A 14,414-nucleotide genomic window follows, 5' to 3' on the forward strand; every position below is an offset into this window, starting at 1 on the left:
CGGCCAGAGTAAAAAAACACCAGGCCAAAGCAAAGCCCCGGCTTGCTGCTGAAGCAAGCCGGGGCTTTCGTGACTGTTTCGAATCAGGCCGATCGCGACAGGCCCGCGCTGGGCCTGTCCAAATCAGAGGCGCTGAGACTGCATGAAATCGTCAAATCCAGCCTCGGCAAAGCGGAACCAGAGGTTCTGATCACGCCGGAAATTGGAATAGTCTTCATAGACCTTCTTCCAATTGGAATTCTTGGCCGACAGTTCCGCGTAGATACCCATAGATTCCTTGAAGGCCGAATCGAGCACCTCCTTGGGGAACTTGAGCAGCTTGGTTCCCGAGCCCACCAGCTGCTTCAGTGCCACCGGATTCTTGGCGTCGTAGCGTGCCTGCATGTCGATGTGTGCAATGGCAGCAGCCGCCTCGACGATGGCCTTGTACTCGGGCGTCAGAGAATCAAAAGCCTTGGTGTTGATATAGAAATCGAGCTGCGGGCCGCCTTCCCACCAACCGGGGTAGTAGTAGTTAGGCGCAACCTTGTTGAAGCTCAGCTTCTGGTCATCGTAGGGACCGACCCATTCGGCCGCGTCGATGGTGCCCTTCTCGAGCGCCGAATAGATTTCCCCGCCCGGGATGTTCTGAGGCACGCCGCCCATGCGCTCCAGCACGCGGCCGGCAAAACCGCCGATACGCATTTTCAGACCCTTGATGTCGGCGGTCGACTTGATCTCCTTGCGATACCAACCACCCATCTGAGCACCGGTGTTGCCACCCATGAAATTGATGATGTTGTAGTTGCGGTAGAACTCACGCATCAGCTTCAGGCCATTGCCTTCCACCATCCAAGCGGTCATCTGCCGGCTGTTCAGCCCGAAGGGTATGGCGCAGCCGAGCGCGAAGGTCTCGTCTTTGCCGAAAAAGTAATAGGGCGCCGTGTGCGCCATTTCGACGGTGCCGTTCTGCACCCCGTCGACCACACCAAATGCCGGCATCAGTTCGCCGGCGGCATGCACGGACACCTGGAACTTACCCCCGGTCATCTCGCTGACCTTCTTGGCGAAGGTGTCGGCGGCACCGAAGATGGTGTCCAGCGGCTTGGGGAAACTCGAGGCCAGGCGCCAGCGGATTTGCGCCTGGGCATGCACGACGGCGGGTGCCACACCCGCCGCCAAAACACCGGCCAAACCTGCCTGCCGAACGAAGGAACGACGCTGCATTGATGTCTCCTGTTGTGCTCTCAGCACTGTGATAGGCCGGACCATTCTAGGATGCAGAGACACCAGCAAACCGGGGGCTAACCCCAGCGCAAAGCAGGTACGGCCAAGCTCAGCTACCGGCCAGCTTCATGCGCGAAATCAGCACCGAACCCAGGGTCTTGCCACCCATGGTGTAGCGGTCGGTGCCAATGCCGATGATGTCCTGGAACATGGTCTTGAGGTTGCCGGCAATCGTCACTTCATGAACCGGGAAGGCCAGCTCACCGTTCTCGACCCAATAGCCGCTGGCGCCGCGCGAATAGTCGCCGGTGACCGAATTCACGCCCTGCCCCATCAACTCGGTCACGAACAGCCCCGTACCGAGCCGGCGCAACATGGTGCGAAGATCATCGCCAGGCGCTGTCAGACGGCTGCTCATCAGCAGATTGTGCGAACCGCCGGCATGGCCTGTGGTTCGCATGCCGAGCTTGCGGGCCGAATAGGTCGACAAGAAGTAGCCTTGCAGCACACCGGCCTCGACCACCGAGCGCGCGCGCGTCGCGACGCCCTCGTCGTCAAAGGGCGAGCTGCCCTTGCCTTTGACCTGATGCGGGTCCTCGCTGATGTCGATGTGAGAAGCCAGCACGCTTTGGCCGAGGCTGTCGAGCAAAAAACTGGCGCGGCGGTAGAGCGCGCCGCCGCTGACAGCCTGAACCAAGGCGCCAAGCAGACCGGCCGCCACCGTGCTTTCAAACAGCACCGAGACCTCGGCGGTACCGACCTTGCGGGCCTTCAAGCGCGACAAAGCACGCTCGGCCGCATAACGACCAATCGCCTCGGGCGAGGCCAGGTCCTGGGCATCGCGCATGGAGCTGTACCAGGCATCACGCTGCATCTGCGCGCCACGGCCGGCGATCGGCGCCACCGAGATCGAATGGCGCGAGCTGGCATAGCCGCCGCGGAAACCACGGCTGTTGCCCATGAAGAAATGCGACTGCTGGGCGGACACGGCCGCGCCCTCGCTGTTGGCGATGCGCTTGTCGGTCGCAAACGCCGCGTCCTCGCAACGCAGGGCGATGGCCGCTGCGGCCTGCGCATCAATGGCCCAGGGGTGGAACAGATCCAGATCCGGCCGCTGGCCGGCATCGAGCGACAGGTCTTGCGCGTCAGGCAGACCGGCCACCGGGTCCTCGGCCGTGAAGCGGGCAATGTCGAAGGCGGCTCGCACCGTGTCCTGCAGGGCCTTGAGCGAGAAATCCGAGGTGCTGGCATTGCCGCGGCGCTGCCCCAGATACACCGAAATACCGAGCGACTTGTCGCGATTGCGTTCCACGTTCTCCAACTGCCCCATGCGGGTGGAGACCGAAAGGCCACAGCCTTCCGAGACCTCGGCACCGGCATCGCTGGCGCCCAGGCGTTTGGCTTCCGCAAGCACGTCTTCGATCAGCTGCTCGAACTGGTCGACCCGGTATGCGAAGCCGCTGCTGGAGCTCAGGGCGGCTTGGGCAGGGGCGGAAGAGGACGGTGCAGATTGGGTCATGGATGGCATCAAGACAAGAGATGGAGCCCGGCCCTCGCGAGCCCATGCAACTGACAAGGGGGCGCTCAAACCGGGGGTTCAGAACTGGGGGACAATCATACGAGTCGCAGCGCCTTGCTGCCCGGCATCTCCCGACAGGCCTTGCCCCAACTCTTTCCGCCCAAGAACGACCATGAGAACACAAGAAGATCTGCCCGAAGACGACGACGACTTCGACCGCCCCAGCAAAAGCCAGCTGAAGCGTGAGAGCCATGATCTGCAAGGCCTGGGTGAAGACTTGTTGACCTTGCCCGCCAGCCGCCTGGAGCCGCTGAACCTGCCCGAGATCCTGCTGGACGCCCTGCGCATGGCCAAGAAGATCACGGCCCACGAAGGGCGGCGCCGGCAGATGCAGTACATCGGCAAGCTGATGCGCCGGGTCGACCCGGCGCCGCTGCGCGAGGCGGTGGCAGCTTACAAGCTCGGCCATGCCAAGGACAGCCTGGCCCTGCACGAGAGCGAAGCCTGGCGCGAGCGCCTGCTGGCCGACGACGCGGCACTGCAGAGCTTCATCGCCGAGCATGCAGGCATTGACGTGCAGCAGCTGCGCAGCCTGGTGCGGGCGGCCCGCAAGGACGCCGCAGCCGCGCCCGAGCAGCGCAGCGGTCGCGCCTTCCGCGACCTCTTCCAGTTCATCAAGACCGAGCGCCTGCGCGTCAACCCGGCCGCTGAAGGCGAGGCTGCGGAGGACGAGGAGGAATGAGCGCAGGCTTGCCCCTTCCTCTGCCGCTGCCACCCACGCCCGAGCCAGTTCGCATCGGCATCGTCTCGATCAGCGACCGCGCCTCCAGCGGTGTGTATGAAGACAAGGGCTTGCCGGCACTGCAAAGCTGGCTGAGCGCGGCGCTGCACAACCCGATCGAGTTCGTCGCGCGCCTGATCCCCGATGAGCGCCCACTGATCGCCCAGACCCTGCGTGAGCTGGTGGACGAGGTGCACTGCGAGCTGGTGCTGACGACCGGTGGCACCGGTCCAGCGCTGCGTGATGTCACCCCGGAAGCGACGCTGGATGTGGCCGACAAGGAAATGCCCGGCTTCGGCGAACAGATGCGCCAGATCTCGCTGCGCTTTGTGCCCACGGCCATCCTCTCGCGCCAGGTCGCGGTGATTCGGGGCCGCGCCCTGATCATCAATTTGCCGGGCCAGCCCAAGGCGATTGCCGAGACATTGGAAGGCTTGAAGGATGCCGAAGGCCGTGCCCTCGTGCCTGGCATCTTTGCCGCCGTGCCCTATTGCCTGGACTTGATCGGCGGGCCTTACTTGGAAACCCGCGACGAGATCTGCAAGGGATTCCGACCCAAGACCGCGCTGCGGACCCGCACCTGAGGCCTCACTTCACCAGCTGATTGAGCGAGGCCGCATCGAAGGCCTCGCATTGCTGGGCATCCGCCGGCACGCAGTCCCCCACCTGGGTTTTGGACGCAGCCGAGAGCTTGCAAACCGCCTGCCACAGCAGCGCGATCTGATGATCGTGACTGGCCGCGTTGTCGATCAAGCCGCGCATGGCCTGGGTCACCGGGTCATCGCCCTGGCTGATGCCATAGGCAGAGAAACCCATCTTGGCGGCCTGCTCCTCGCGCTTGGCATCGGCCTGTGCCTCAATGATGCGCGCCGGGTTGCCGACCGCCGTGGCATTGGCCGGCACCGGGCGCGTGACCACCGCACCCGAACCGATGCGCGCACCGGCCCCGACGGTGAAACCGCCCAGCACACAGGCATGGGCACCGACGATGACGCCGGCCTCCAGGGTCGGGTGGCGCTTGGCGCCCTTGACCAGCGAGGTCCCGCCCAGAGTCACACCTTGATAGATGGTGCAGCCTTCGCCAATCTCGGCCATCTCGCCGATGACGATGCCCATGCCGTGGTCGATGAAGACACGCCGGGCAATGGTGGCGCCCGGATGGATTTCGATGCCGGTCAAGAATCGCCCCAGATGCGAGATGAAGCGCCCGGTCCAGCGCAGGCCGTGGCGCCAGCACCAGTTGGCACGGCGGTGCATCCACAAGGCATGCAGGCCCGGGTAACAGGTCAGCACCTCCCAGGTCGAACGGGCGGCTGGATCGCGCTCAAGAATGCAGGCGATGTCTTCGCGTAGGCGCTGAAACATGAAAGGCTGTGACTCGAAAGAAACCAGGGTCGGCCAGTTTAGCGGTGACTGAGTTTGGGCGTATTCAGCCCTTGGCGCGCGGCGGCTCCACCATGGCGCGGGCAATGCCGCGCAAGATGTGCACCTCCTCCGCCGTCAGCTGCGCGCGGTTGAACAGCTGGTTCAGGCGCGGCATCAGCTTGCGCGGCGCGGCCGGGTCGAGAAAGCCGATCTGTTCCAGCGAAGCCTGCAGATGCGTCAGCAAGCCTTGGACCGCCCGGGCATCGGCCAAATTCGGGTCTGGAGTGCGAGCGGCCACCGCAAAGCCACCCAAGGCCTGGCGCCAGTCATAGGCCAGCAATTGCACCGCCTGTGCCAAGTTCAGCGAGCCGTAGTCGGGGTGGGTCGGAATCGACAGCACCGCATGGCAGCGGTAGACGTCCTCGTTGCTCATGCCATAGCGCTCGGAACCGAAGACCAGGCCCAGCTTGTGTTCGGAGGCTGCCAGCTCGGCAAACAAGGAACGTGGCTCGCGCACCGGCGGGCCGAAGTCGCGCGGCGTCATGGCCGTGGCGCAGGCGAAGCTCACGCCGTCCAAAGCCTCGTCCAGGCTGTCGACGATGCGGGCACGCGCCAGGATGTCGGCCGCGCCGCTGGCCATGGCCACCGTGTCCTCCTGGCTCAGCACATCGGCAAAGCGCGGGCGAACCAGCACCAGCTCGGAAAAACCCATCACTTTCATGGCTCGCGCCGTGGCACCGACATTGCCGGGGTGGCTGGTCTGGATCAGGACAAAACGTGTCATATCAACGCGGGCCGCTTCGATCAATCAAGAGGAAACCGAGGAAACACTAGGCAAACAGCCCGCCTCGGTTAAAATGCGGGATTATCCTAGGCCAGCAACCCTTAAACGGTGCCGCTGCGCTATCAGGAACCGCTCTTTTTCTTCGCCAGTCCACCTCACTCCTTCTTCAGGCAAGGTTTCACGCATGACGCAGCAAGCTTCACTCCATCCCATGCTCAATGTCGCCATCAAGGCTGCACGTGCAGCAGGCGCCATCATCAACCGCGCTTCGATGGACCTCGATATCCTGAAGATCAACACCAAGTCGCCCAATGACTTTGTGACCGAGGTGGACCAAGCGGCGGAAAAGATCATCATCGAAACCCTGCTCCAGGCCTACCCCGACCACGGCATCCTCGCCGAAGAGTCCGGCCGTGAGCACGGTGCCAAGCATTCCGAATTCGTCTGGATCATCGATCCCCTGGACGGCACCACCAACTTCATCCACGGCCTGCCCATGTACTGCGTGTCGATCGCGCTGGCACATCGCGGCGTGGTGCAGCAGGCCGTCGTCTACGACCCGACCCGCAACGACCTGTTCTACGCCACCAAGGGCCGCGGCGCTTTCCTGAACGACCGCCGCCTGCGCGTGTCCAAGCGCACCCGCTTGAGCGACGCTCTGATCGGCACCGGCTTCCCCTTCCGCCGCGGCGACAACTTCAAGCGCTATATGAAGATGTTCGAAGCGGTGATGGTCGAATGCGCCGGCCTGCGCCGCCCGGGCGCGGCCGCGCTGGACCTCTGCTATGTCGCTGCTGGCTACTACGACGCCTTCTTTGAGACCGGCCTGCAGCCCTGGGATGTGGCCGCTGGTTCGCTGATCATCACCGAAGCCGGTGGCCTGATCGGCAACTTCACCGGTGAGTCCGACTTCCTGCACCAGCGCGAAGTGGTGGCCGGCAGCCCCAAGATCTACGGCCAGCTGGTGCAGATCCTCGCACCCTACACCCGTGTGATCGCAGCCGAAGAGGCTGGCAGCGAAGCCAAGCCAGCCGCAGACGCCGGCGAAGAGCTCTCGCCTGCTGCTGCTCTGGCTGCGGCCGCGCCGAAGAAGCGCGCCGCTGTGCGCATCCGCAAGGACGAGTTGGGCGGCGAAGGCGCTTAAACTGCGCGCTGAGCTGTCTCAGCACCCCTGACCGACAAAGCCCTCCGTCCGAGGGCTTTGTTCATTTCTGACGCCCGCATCACTGCCGCCCGCATCACGACCATGAGCCACGCCCCGGATTTTTCTGCCCACACGCCGGTGATGGCGCAGTACCTGCGCATCAAGCACGAGCACCCCGAGGAGCTGGTGTTCTTCCGCATGGGCGACTTTTACGAGGTCTTTTTCGACGACGCGCGCAAGTGCAACCAGCTGCTCGACATCACACTGACCACCCGCGGCCAGAGCGCCGGCGAGCCGGTGGTGATGGCCGGTGTGCCGGTCAATGCGCTGGAGAGTTATCTGGCCAAGCTGATCAAGCTGGGCGAGGCCGTGGCGATTGCCGAGCAGGTCGGCGATGTCGCCACCTCCAAAGGTCCGGTCGAGCGCAAGGTGGTGCGCGTGGTCACGCCGGGCACGGTCACCGACAGCGAGTTGCTGGCTGACAAGCAGGATTCGGTGCTGCTCTCCGTGGTGCAGCAGGGCAAGACCCACGGCCTGGCCTGGTTGTCCATCACCCAGGGCCAACTGGGCCTGGCCGAATGCTCGGAGCGTGAGCTGCCGTCCTGGCTGGCCCGCCTGAGCCCCGCCGAGGTGCTCGTGGACCGGGAACGCCAGCCCGCCGCGGTGCTGGCCGCCCGGGCGCCCATCACCAACCGCCCGAGCTGGCAGTTCGACACCGCCTTGGGTGCGCGCAAGCTCTGCGAGCAACTCGGCGTGGCCAGCCTGGCCGGCTACAACGCCCAGCAGATGACGGCGGCGCAAGCGGCCGCGGCCGCCCTGCTCAGCTATGCCGAGCACACCCAGGGCCGGGCCCTGGCCCATGTGCGTGCGCTCAGCGTGCAGCGCAGCGGCGACTTGCTGGACCTGCCACCGGCCACCCAGCGCAATCTGGAACTGACCCTGACCCTGCGCGGCGAAACCAGCCCCACCCTGCTCTCGCTGCTAGACAGCTGCCGCAGCGGCATGGGCAGCCGCGCCCTGCGCCACTGGTTGCTGCACCCCAAGCGCGAGCGCGCCGAAGCCCTGGGTCGGCACGAGGCCATCGCCGCCCTTCTGCAAGCCAGTCCTGAGCCCGCATTCGGCAAGCTGCGGGATGCCCTGCGCCATGTCTCCGATGTCGAGCGTATCGCCGCCCGCGTGGCCCTGCGCCAGGTACGGCCGCGAGAGCTGACCGGCTTGCGCGCCACCTTGCGCATCCTGCCCGAGCTGCAGCAAACCCTGCCGGCCGGGGGCAGCGCCTTGCTGGACCAGCTGGCGCAAGGCCTCTCGGCCTCGCCCCATATTGAGGAGCTGCTGAGCCGCGCCATCGCCGAAGAACCCGCCGTGCTGGTGCGCGACGGCGGCGTGATCGCCGGCGGCTTCGATGCCGAACTTGACGAGTTGCGCGCCATCCAGAACAACTGCGATGCTTTCCTGCTCGACCTGGAAACCCGTGAGCGCGCCCGCACCGCCATTCCGAATCTGCGTGTGCAGTACAACAAGGTGCATGGCTTCTACATCGAGGTGACGCAAGGCCAGGTCGACAAGGTGCCGTTGGACTACCAGCGTCGCCAAACCTTGAAGAACGCCGAGCGCTACATCACGCCCGAGCTCAAGACCTTCGAAGACAAGGCGCTGTCGGCCCAAGAACGTTCGCTGACCCGAGAAAAGCTGCTCTACGAGCTGGTGCTGGACCAGCTGGTCGAGGAGTTGCAACCGCTGTCCGCCCTGGGCCGGGCCCTGGCCAGCCTCGATGCCCTTGCCGCCCTGGCCGAGCGAGCCTCGACCCTGAACTGGTGCCGGCCCGAGTTCGTCAACCAACCCTGCATCGACATCATCCAGGGCCGTCATCCGGTGGTGGAATCGCGGCTGCGCGAGACCGGCGCGGGCGAGTTCATGGCCAATGACTGCCGTCTCGATGCGCGCACCCGCATGGCCATCATCACCGGTCCGAATATGGGCGGTAAGAGCACCTTCATGCGCCAGGTGGCCCTGATCAGCCTGCTCGCCGCGATTGGCAGTTATGTGCCGGCCAGCGCCTGCCGGCTGGGGCCCATGGATGCCATCCACACCCGCATCGGCGCGGCCGACGACCTGGCCAATGCCCAGTCCACCTTCATGCTGGAGATGACCGAGGGCGCGGCGATTCTGCACAGCGCCACCGAACAGTCTCTGGTGTTGATGGACGAGATCGGCCGCGGCACCTCCACCTTCGATGGCCTGGCCCTGGCCGGCGCCATCGCCAGCCATTTGCACGACAAGAGCCGCGCCTTCACGCTGTTCGCCACCCACTATTTCGAGCTGACCGAGTTCCCGAGCAAGCACCCGCAAGCGATCAACTGCCATGTTGGCGCGGTCGAGAGCGGCGACAGCATCGTCTTCCTGCACGAGATCCAGCCCGGCCCGGCCAGCCGCAGCTATGGCGTGCAGGTGGCACGTCTGGCCGGCATGCCGGCCTCCCTGGTGCGTCAGGCGCGCGCCACACTGGAAGCCTTGGAGGCCAAGGCCGGCGAAGGCCAGGCCCAGATCGATCTGTTCGCGCCGCCGCCGGCCGCGCCCGAGCCACTGCCTGTCTCCCAAGCGACAAGCGCTTTGAGCCTGGCCATCAATGATGTGGACCCCGACACGCTGACACCGCGCGAAGCGCTGGACCTGGTCTACCGGCTCAAGAAGCTGAGCCAGACCGAGTAGCCACGCAAGCCAAACGCCCACAGGAATGAACCGCACCCTCGTCTTCTCCCACGCCAACGGCTTCGGTGCCGCCTGCTACCGCCTGCACTTCGAGGCTTGGCGCCGCGCCGGCTGGACCGTGCACGCCCTGCCCCAGATCGGCCACAACCCGGCCTATCCGGTCAGCAGCAACTGGCCGCATCTGCGCGACGAGTTGATCGCCTTCATCACCGACGAGGTCAAACCCAGCGGGCCGGTCAGCCTGGTCGGCCATTCCCTGGGCGGCCTGATGAGCTTGATGGTGGCCTGCAAACGGCCGGACCTGGTGCAGAGCCTGGTGATGCTGGACTCGCCTGTGATCAGCGGCTGGCGCGCCCACAGCGTGCGCATGGCCAAGGCGACGCGTCTGATCCAGCGGGTCTCGCCCGGCAAGATCTCCAGCCAACGGCGCCACGAGTGGCCCACGCGCGAGGACGTGCTGAGTCACTTCGCGTCCAAGCGGAAGTTTGCACGCTGGGACCCCCGTGTGCTGCAGGATTACATCGCCGGAGGCTTCGAGGAGAGCGGAGGCCACACACGACTGCGTTTCCGGCGCGACATCGAGACGCGCATCTACAACACCCTGCCCCATCACCTGGGCACCTTGCTGCGCCAGCATCCGCCACACTGCCCGGTCGGCTTCATTGCCGGCACCCGGTCGGACGAGTTGCGCCAGGGCGGCGCCGCGGCCAGCCAGGCCCTGGCCCGGCAACATTTTGTGTGGCTGGAGGGCAGCCACCTCTTTCCCTTTGAGCGCCCCGACGACACTGCGGCGCTGGTGCTGCAGTTGCTGGAAGCCATGCAGCTTTCCACGCAAGCGCCGGCCTGAATCGCAGGCCCGCGCTCGAGCGACGCGCCGGGCCTCGCTATAATCGCGCTTTACCACCACAGCGTTTTTCACGAGAACGCTGCACGACATGACCAAGTACGTCTACGTCACAGGCGGTGTGGTGTCCTCACTCGGCAAGGGCATCGCATCAGCCTCACTGGCTGCCATCCTCGAATCGCGCGGCCTCAAGGTCACCCTCATCAAACTGGATCCGTACATCAACGTTGATCCGGGCACGATGTCCCCGTTCCAGCATGGCGAAGTCTTCGTGACTGAAGACGGTGCCGAGACGGACTTGGATCTGGGTCACTACGAGCGCTTCATCACCACGCGCATGAAGCGCGCCAACAACTTCACCACCGGCCAGATCTACATGTCCGTGCTGGAGAAGGAACGCCGCGGTGACTACCTCGGCAAGACGGTGCAGGTGATTCCGCACATCACCAACGAAATCCAGGACTTCGTTCGCCGCGGCGCCGGTGCCGGAACGCCCGATGCGGTCGATGTGGCCATTGTGGAAATCGGCGGCACGGTCGGCGACATAGAGTCCCTGCCCTTCCTCGAAGCGGCGCGCCAGATGAGCTTGAAGGCCGGCCCGAACAACGTCGCCTTCGTGCACCTGACCTATGTGCCCTGGATTGCTGCGGCCGGCGAACTGAAGACCAAGCCGACCCAGCACACGGTACAGAAGCTGCGCGAAATCGGCATCCAGCCGGACGCCCTGCTGTGCCGCGCCGACCGCCGCATCCCTGATGACGAGCGCGAGAAGATCTCGCTCTTCACCAATGTGCCCGAGTACGGTGTGATCTCCATGTGGGACGTCAACACCATCTACAAAGTGCCGCGCATGCTGCACGAGCAGGGCCTGGACCAGCTGATCTGCACCAAGCTGCAGCTCAACACCAAATCGGCCGACCTGAAGCGCTGGGACACCCTGGTCAGCGAGGTCGAGAACCCCGCCAAGGATGTGACGATTGCCATGTGCGGCAAGTACACCGACTTGAGCGATTCCTACAAGTCGCTGAACGAGGCCCTGCGCCACGCCGGCATCCACAACCACTCGCGCGTCAACATCGAGTACGTGGACTCCGAGATGCTGAATGCCGAGAACATCTCGCAGCTGAAGCAATTCGACGCCATCCTGGTGCCCGGCGGCTTCGGCAAGCGCGGCGTGGAAGGCAAGATCCTGGCCGCCCAGTACGCCCGTGAACACAAGGTGCCTTATCTGGGCATCTGCCTGGGCATGCAGGTTGCCACCATCGAGTACGCCCGCAATATGGCTGGCCTCAGCGGCGCCAACTCGACCGAGTTCGAACCCGAGACCCCGCATCCGGTGATCGCTCTGATCGACGAATGGCAGGACGCCGACGGTTCGATCCAGAAGCGCGACGAAAAGAGCGACCTCGGCGGCACCATGCGCCTGGGCGCTCAGAGCTCGGACGTGGCGCCCGGCACCTTGGCCTTCGACATCTACGGCCCGGTCGTCAGCGAACGTCACCGCCATCGCTTCGAAGCCAACACCCATTACCTGGACAAGCTGCAAAAGGCTGGCCTGGTGATCTCGGCCATCACTCAGCGTGAGAAGCTGACCGAGATGGTGGAGCTGCCGCGCGAGGTGCACCCCTGGTATGTCGGCGTGCAATTCCACCCCGAGTTCAAGTCCACCCCCTGGGACGGCCACCCGCTGTTCACCGCCTTCATCAAGGCGGCGCTGAACCACAAACAGGCCTGAAGGAATCCTGCCCATGAAGCTTTGCGGTTTTGAGGTCGGTATCGACCGACCTTTCTTCCTGATCGCCGGCACCTGCTCGATCGAGGGCCTGGAAATGTCTCTCGAAGTGGCAGGTCAGCTCAAGGAAGCCTGCACGGCTCTGGGCATTCCGCTGATTTACAAGGGTTCCTTCGACAAGGCCAACCGCTCCTCGGGTTCGACCAAGCGCGGCGTCGGCATCGATGCCGGCCTGAAGATCCTCGACGAAGTGCGCCGCCAACTGCAGCTGCCCATCATCACCGATGTGCATGATGAGGCCCAGGTGGCGGAAGTCGCCAGCGTCGTGGACGTGCTGCAGACCCCGGCCTTCCTTTGCCGCCAAACGGATTTCATCCGCGCCGTGGCCAAGTCCGGCAAGCCGGTCAATATCAAGAAGGGTCAGTTCCTGGCCCCTTGGGACATGAAGAATGTCATCGACAAGGCCCGCGACGCCGCGCGCGAAGCTGGCCTGTCGGAAGACCGATTCCTGGCCTGCGAGCGCGGCGTGAGCTTCGGCTACAACAACCTCGTCGCCGACATGAGCAGCCTGGCCGAGATGCGCAAGACCGGCGCGCCGGTGGTGTTCGATGTGACCCACTCGGTGCAGAAGCCCGGCGGCCAAGGCACCAGCAGCGGCGGCGCCCGCGAAATGGTGCCGGTGCTGGCCCGCGCCGGCGTGGCCGCAGGCGTGGCGGGCCTCTTCATGGAAACCCATCCGCGCCCGGCCGAGGCCTGGTCCGACGGCCCCAATGCCGTGCCGCTGCAGCGCATGCGCGCCCTGCTGGAACAACTGGTGGCCCTGGACCGCCTGGTCAAGAGCCAGCCTTTGCTCGAGAACGACTTCTCGGCCTGAATTGGATCGCCCGTCTTGGCGGGCGGACCCCGCGCAAGATTGTTCAGCGCCGGTAACTGCCAGCTGGCAAGATGCGCGCCGAACCCGAATTTTTGACCTTTTGGAGAGCTTGAATGAGTGCCATTGTTGATATCGTCGGCCGCGAAATTCTGGACAGCCGCGGCAACCCGACCGTCGAATGCGATGTCTTGCTGGAATCCGGCGTGATGGGCCGTGCCGCCGTGCCTTCGGGCGCCTCGACCGGCTCGCGCGAAGCGATCGAACTGCGTGACGGTGACAAGAGCCGTTATCTGGGCAAGGGTGTTCTGAAGGCGGTTGAGCACATCAACACCGAGATCTCCGAGGCCGTGCTGGGCCTGGATGCCTCCGAGCAAGCTTTCCTGGACCGCACCCTGATCGATCTGGACGGTACCGAGAACAAGAGCCGCCTGGGCGCCAACGCCATGCTGGCCGTGTCCATGGCCGTGGCCCGCGCTGCGGCCGAAGAGTCGGGTCTGCCGCTGTACCGTTACTTCGGCGGCATGAACGGCAACCAGCTGCCCGTGCCGATGATGAACGTCATCAACGGCGGCGCGCACGCCAACAACAGCCTCGACCTGCAAGAGCTGATGATCATTCCCGTGGGCGCACCGAGCTTCCGTGAAGCCCTGCGCTGGGGCGCCGAGGTCTTCCACGCATTGAAGAAGATCCTGCACGACAAGGGCATCTCCACCGCCGTGGGTGACGAAGGTGGTTTCGCGCCCAGCGTGGAAAGCCATGAAGCCGCCATCCAGCTGATCCTGGACGCGATCGACAAAGCGGGCTACACCGCCGGCGAGCAGATCGCCATCGGCCTGGACTGCGCCGCCAGCGAGTTCTACAAGGACGGCAAGTACGTGCTCGAAGGCGAAGGTGGCATCCAGCTGACGGCCCAGGAATGGACCGATATGCTGGCGACCTGGGTCGACAAGTACCCCATCATCTCGATCGAAGATGGCATGGCCGAAGGCGACTGGGACGGCTGGAAGCTGCTGACCGATCGTCTGGGCAAGAATGTGCAGATCGTCGGCGACGACCTCTTCGTCACCAACACCAAAATCCTGAAAGAAGGCATCGAGAAGGGCATCGCCAACTCGATCCTGATCAAGATCAACCAGATCGGCACCCTGACCGAAACCTTCGCCGCCATCGAGATGGCCAAGCGCGCCGGCTACACCGCCGTGATCTCGCACCGCTCGGGCGAAACCGAAGACTCGACCATCTCCGACATCGCCGTCGGCCTGAACGCCGGCCAGATCAAGACCGGCTCGCTGTCGCGCTCGGACCGCATGGCCAAGTACAACCAACTGCTGCGTATCGAAGAAGACCTGGGCGATGTGGCCGTGTACCCCGGCCGCGCTGCCTTCTACAACCTGAAGTGATCCTGCCCGCCACTCCGCAGCGAGTGGCTGTATGCCGCGAACGCCGCCAGACCGCC

The 14,414-nt window shown here is 64.6% G+C and carries 12 protein-coding genes; 8 read left to right on the forward strand and 4 right to left on the reverse strand.

The window, feature by feature from the left end; all coding sequences use genetic code 11:
* Positions 1 to 123: 123 nt before the first annotated feature.
* Positions 124 to 1,206 (reverse strand): TRAP transporter substrate-binding protein, encoded by a 1,083-nt coding sequence (locus tag LNV28_RS15850; protein ID WP_263517339.1) that lies wholly within the window; start codon positions 1,204 to 1,206, stop codon positions 124 to 126.
* Between the two features lie 109 nt (positions 1,207 to 1,315).
* On the reverse strand, positions 1,316 to 2,725 hold the full coding sequence (pmbA, locus tag LNV28_RS15855; RefSeq protein ID WP_263517340.1) for a metalloprotease PmbA: 1,410 nt from the start codon (positions 2,723 to 2,725) through the stop codon (positions 1,316 to 1,318).
* A 172-nt stretch (positions 2,726 to 2,897) separates the two neighbouring features.
* Between pmbA and yjgA the strand changes: the two genes are divergently transcribed.
* Both yjgA and mog read left to right on the forward strand, forming a co-directional pair.
* Positions 2,898 to 3,467, forward strand: a complete 570-nt coding sequence (yjgA, locus tag LNV28_RS15860; protein WP_263517341.1) for a ribosome biogenesis factor YjgA — start codon at positions 2,898 to 2,900, stop codon at positions 3,465 to 3,467.
* An 8-nt stretch (positions 3,468 to 3,475) separates the two neighbouring features.
* On the forward strand, positions 3,476 to 4,090 hold the full coding sequence (gene mog / locus LNV28_RS15865) for a molybdopterin adenylyltransferase (protein ID WP_263568995.1): 615 nt from the start codon (positions 3,476 to 3,478) through the stop codon (positions 4,088 to 4,090).
* Positions 4,091 to 4,094: 4 nt separating this feature from the next.
* On the opposite strand, the gene cysE is transcribed toward mog, so the two are convergent.
* Entirely contained in the window at positions 4,095 to 4,871 is a 777-nt protein-coding gene (cysE, locus tag LNV28_RS15870) for a serine O-acetyltransferase (RefSeq protein ID WP_411969984.1), read from the reverse strand.
* 64 nt (positions 4,872 to 4,935) lie between these two features.
* Entirely contained in the window at positions 4,936 to 5,655 is a 720-nt protein-coding gene (locus tag LNV28_RS15875) for an RNA methyltransferase (protein ID WP_263517343.1), read from the reverse strand.
* A gap of 184 nt (positions 5,656 to 5,839) precedes the next feature.
* On the opposite strand from LNV28_RS15875, the gene LNV28_RS15880 reads away from it, so the two are divergent.
* From LNV28_RS15880 to eno, 6 genes are all read left to right on the forward strand, one after another.
* Positions 5,840 to 6,799: an inositol monophosphatase family protein gene (locus tag LNV28_RS15880; protein ID WP_263517344.1), complete on the forward strand. Its 960-nt coding sequence runs from the start codon at positions 5,840 to 5,842 to the stop codon at positions 6,797 to 6,799.
* Positions 6,800 to 6,901: 102 nt separating this feature from the next.
* A complete protein-coding gene (mutS, locus tag LNV28_RS15885; protein WP_263517345.1) occupies positions 6,902 to 9,508 on the forward strand; it encodes a DNA mismatch repair protein MutS in 2,607 nt (868 codons plus the stop codon).
* A gap of 25 nt (positions 9,509 to 9,533) precedes the next feature.
* Positions 9,534 to 10,355, forward strand: a complete 822-nt coding sequence (locus tag LNV28_RS15890; protein WP_263517346.1) for an alpha/beta fold hydrolase — start codon at positions 9,534 to 9,536, stop codon at positions 10,353 to 10,355.
* Positions 10,356 to 10,443: 88 nt separating this feature from the next.
* Positions 10,444 to 12,087 (forward strand): CTP synthase, encoded by a 1,644-nt coding sequence (gene pyrG, locus LNV28_RS15895; protein WP_263517347.1) that lies wholly within the window; start codon positions 10,444 to 10,446, stop codon positions 12,085 to 12,087.
* Between the two features lie 13 nt (positions 12,088 to 12,100).
* Entirely contained in the window at positions 12,101 to 12,958 is an 858-nt protein-coding gene (gene kdsA, locus LNV28_RS15900; RefSeq protein WP_263517348.1) for a 3-deoxy-8-phosphooctulonate synthase, read from the forward strand.
* Between the two features lie 113 nt (positions 12,959 to 13,071).
* Positions 13,072 to 14,358: a phosphopyruvate hydratase gene (gene eno / locus LNV28_RS15905; RefSeq protein WP_263517349.1), complete on the forward strand. Its 1,287-nt coding sequence runs from the start codon at positions 13,072 to 13,074 to the stop codon at positions 14,356 to 14,358.
* The last annotated feature ends 56 nt before the right edge of the window (positions 14,359 to 14,414 follow it).

It is taken from the genome of Paucibacter sp. DJ2R-2 (assembly GCF_025717675.1).
Taxonomy (GTDB): Bacteria; Pseudomonadota; Gammaproteobacteria; order Burkholderiales; family Burkholderiaceae_C; genus Paucibacter_A.

What these genes read in the sequence shown, in the direction of transcription:
- LNV28_RS15850 (WP_263517339.1), bottom strand. Translation starts at nt 1,206, where the DNA reads ATGCAGCGTCGTTCCTTCGTTCGGCAGGCAGGTTTGGCCGGTGTTTTG.
- pmbA (WP_263517340.1), bottom strand. Translation starts at nt 2,725, where the DNA reads ATGACCCAATCTGCACCGTCCTCTTCCGCCCCTGCCCAAGCCGCCCTG.
- yjgA (WP_263517341.1), top strand. Translation starts at nt 2,898, where the DNA reads ATGAGAACACAAGAAGATCTGCCCGAAGACGACGACGACTTCGACCGC.
- cysE (WP_411969984.1), bottom strand. Translation starts at nt 4,871, where the DNA reads ATGTTTCAGCGCCTACGCGAAGACATCGCCTGCATTCTTGAGCGCGAT.
- LNV28_RS15875 (WP_263517343.1), bottom strand. Translation starts at nt 5,655, where the DNA reads ATGACACGTTTTGTCCTGATCCAGACCAGCCACCCCGGCAATGTCGGT.
- LNV28_RS15880 (WP_263517344.1), top strand. Translation starts at nt 5,840, where the DNA reads ATGACGCAGCAAGCTTCACTCCATCCCATGCTCAATGTCGCCATCAAG.
- mutS (WP_263517345.1), top strand. Translation starts at nt 6,902, where the DNA reads ATGAGCCACGCCCCGGATTTTTCTGCCCACACGCCGGTGATGGCGCAG.
- LNV28_RS15890 (WP_263517346.1), top strand. Translation starts at nt 9,534, where the DNA reads ATGAACCGCACCCTCGTCTTCTCCCACGCCAACGGCTTCGGTGCCGCC.
- pyrG (WP_263517347.1), top strand. Translation starts at nt 10,444, where the DNA reads ATGACCAAGTACGTCTACGTCACAGGCGGTGTGGTGTCCTCACTCGGC.
- kdsA (WP_263517348.1), top strand. Translation starts at nt 12,101, where the DNA reads ATGAAGCTTTGCGGTTTTGAGGTCGGTATCGACCGACCTTTCTTCCTG.
- eno (WP_263517349.1), top strand. Translation starts at nt 13,072, where the DNA reads ATGAGTGCCATTGTTGATATCGTCGGCCGCGAAATTCTGGACAGCCGC.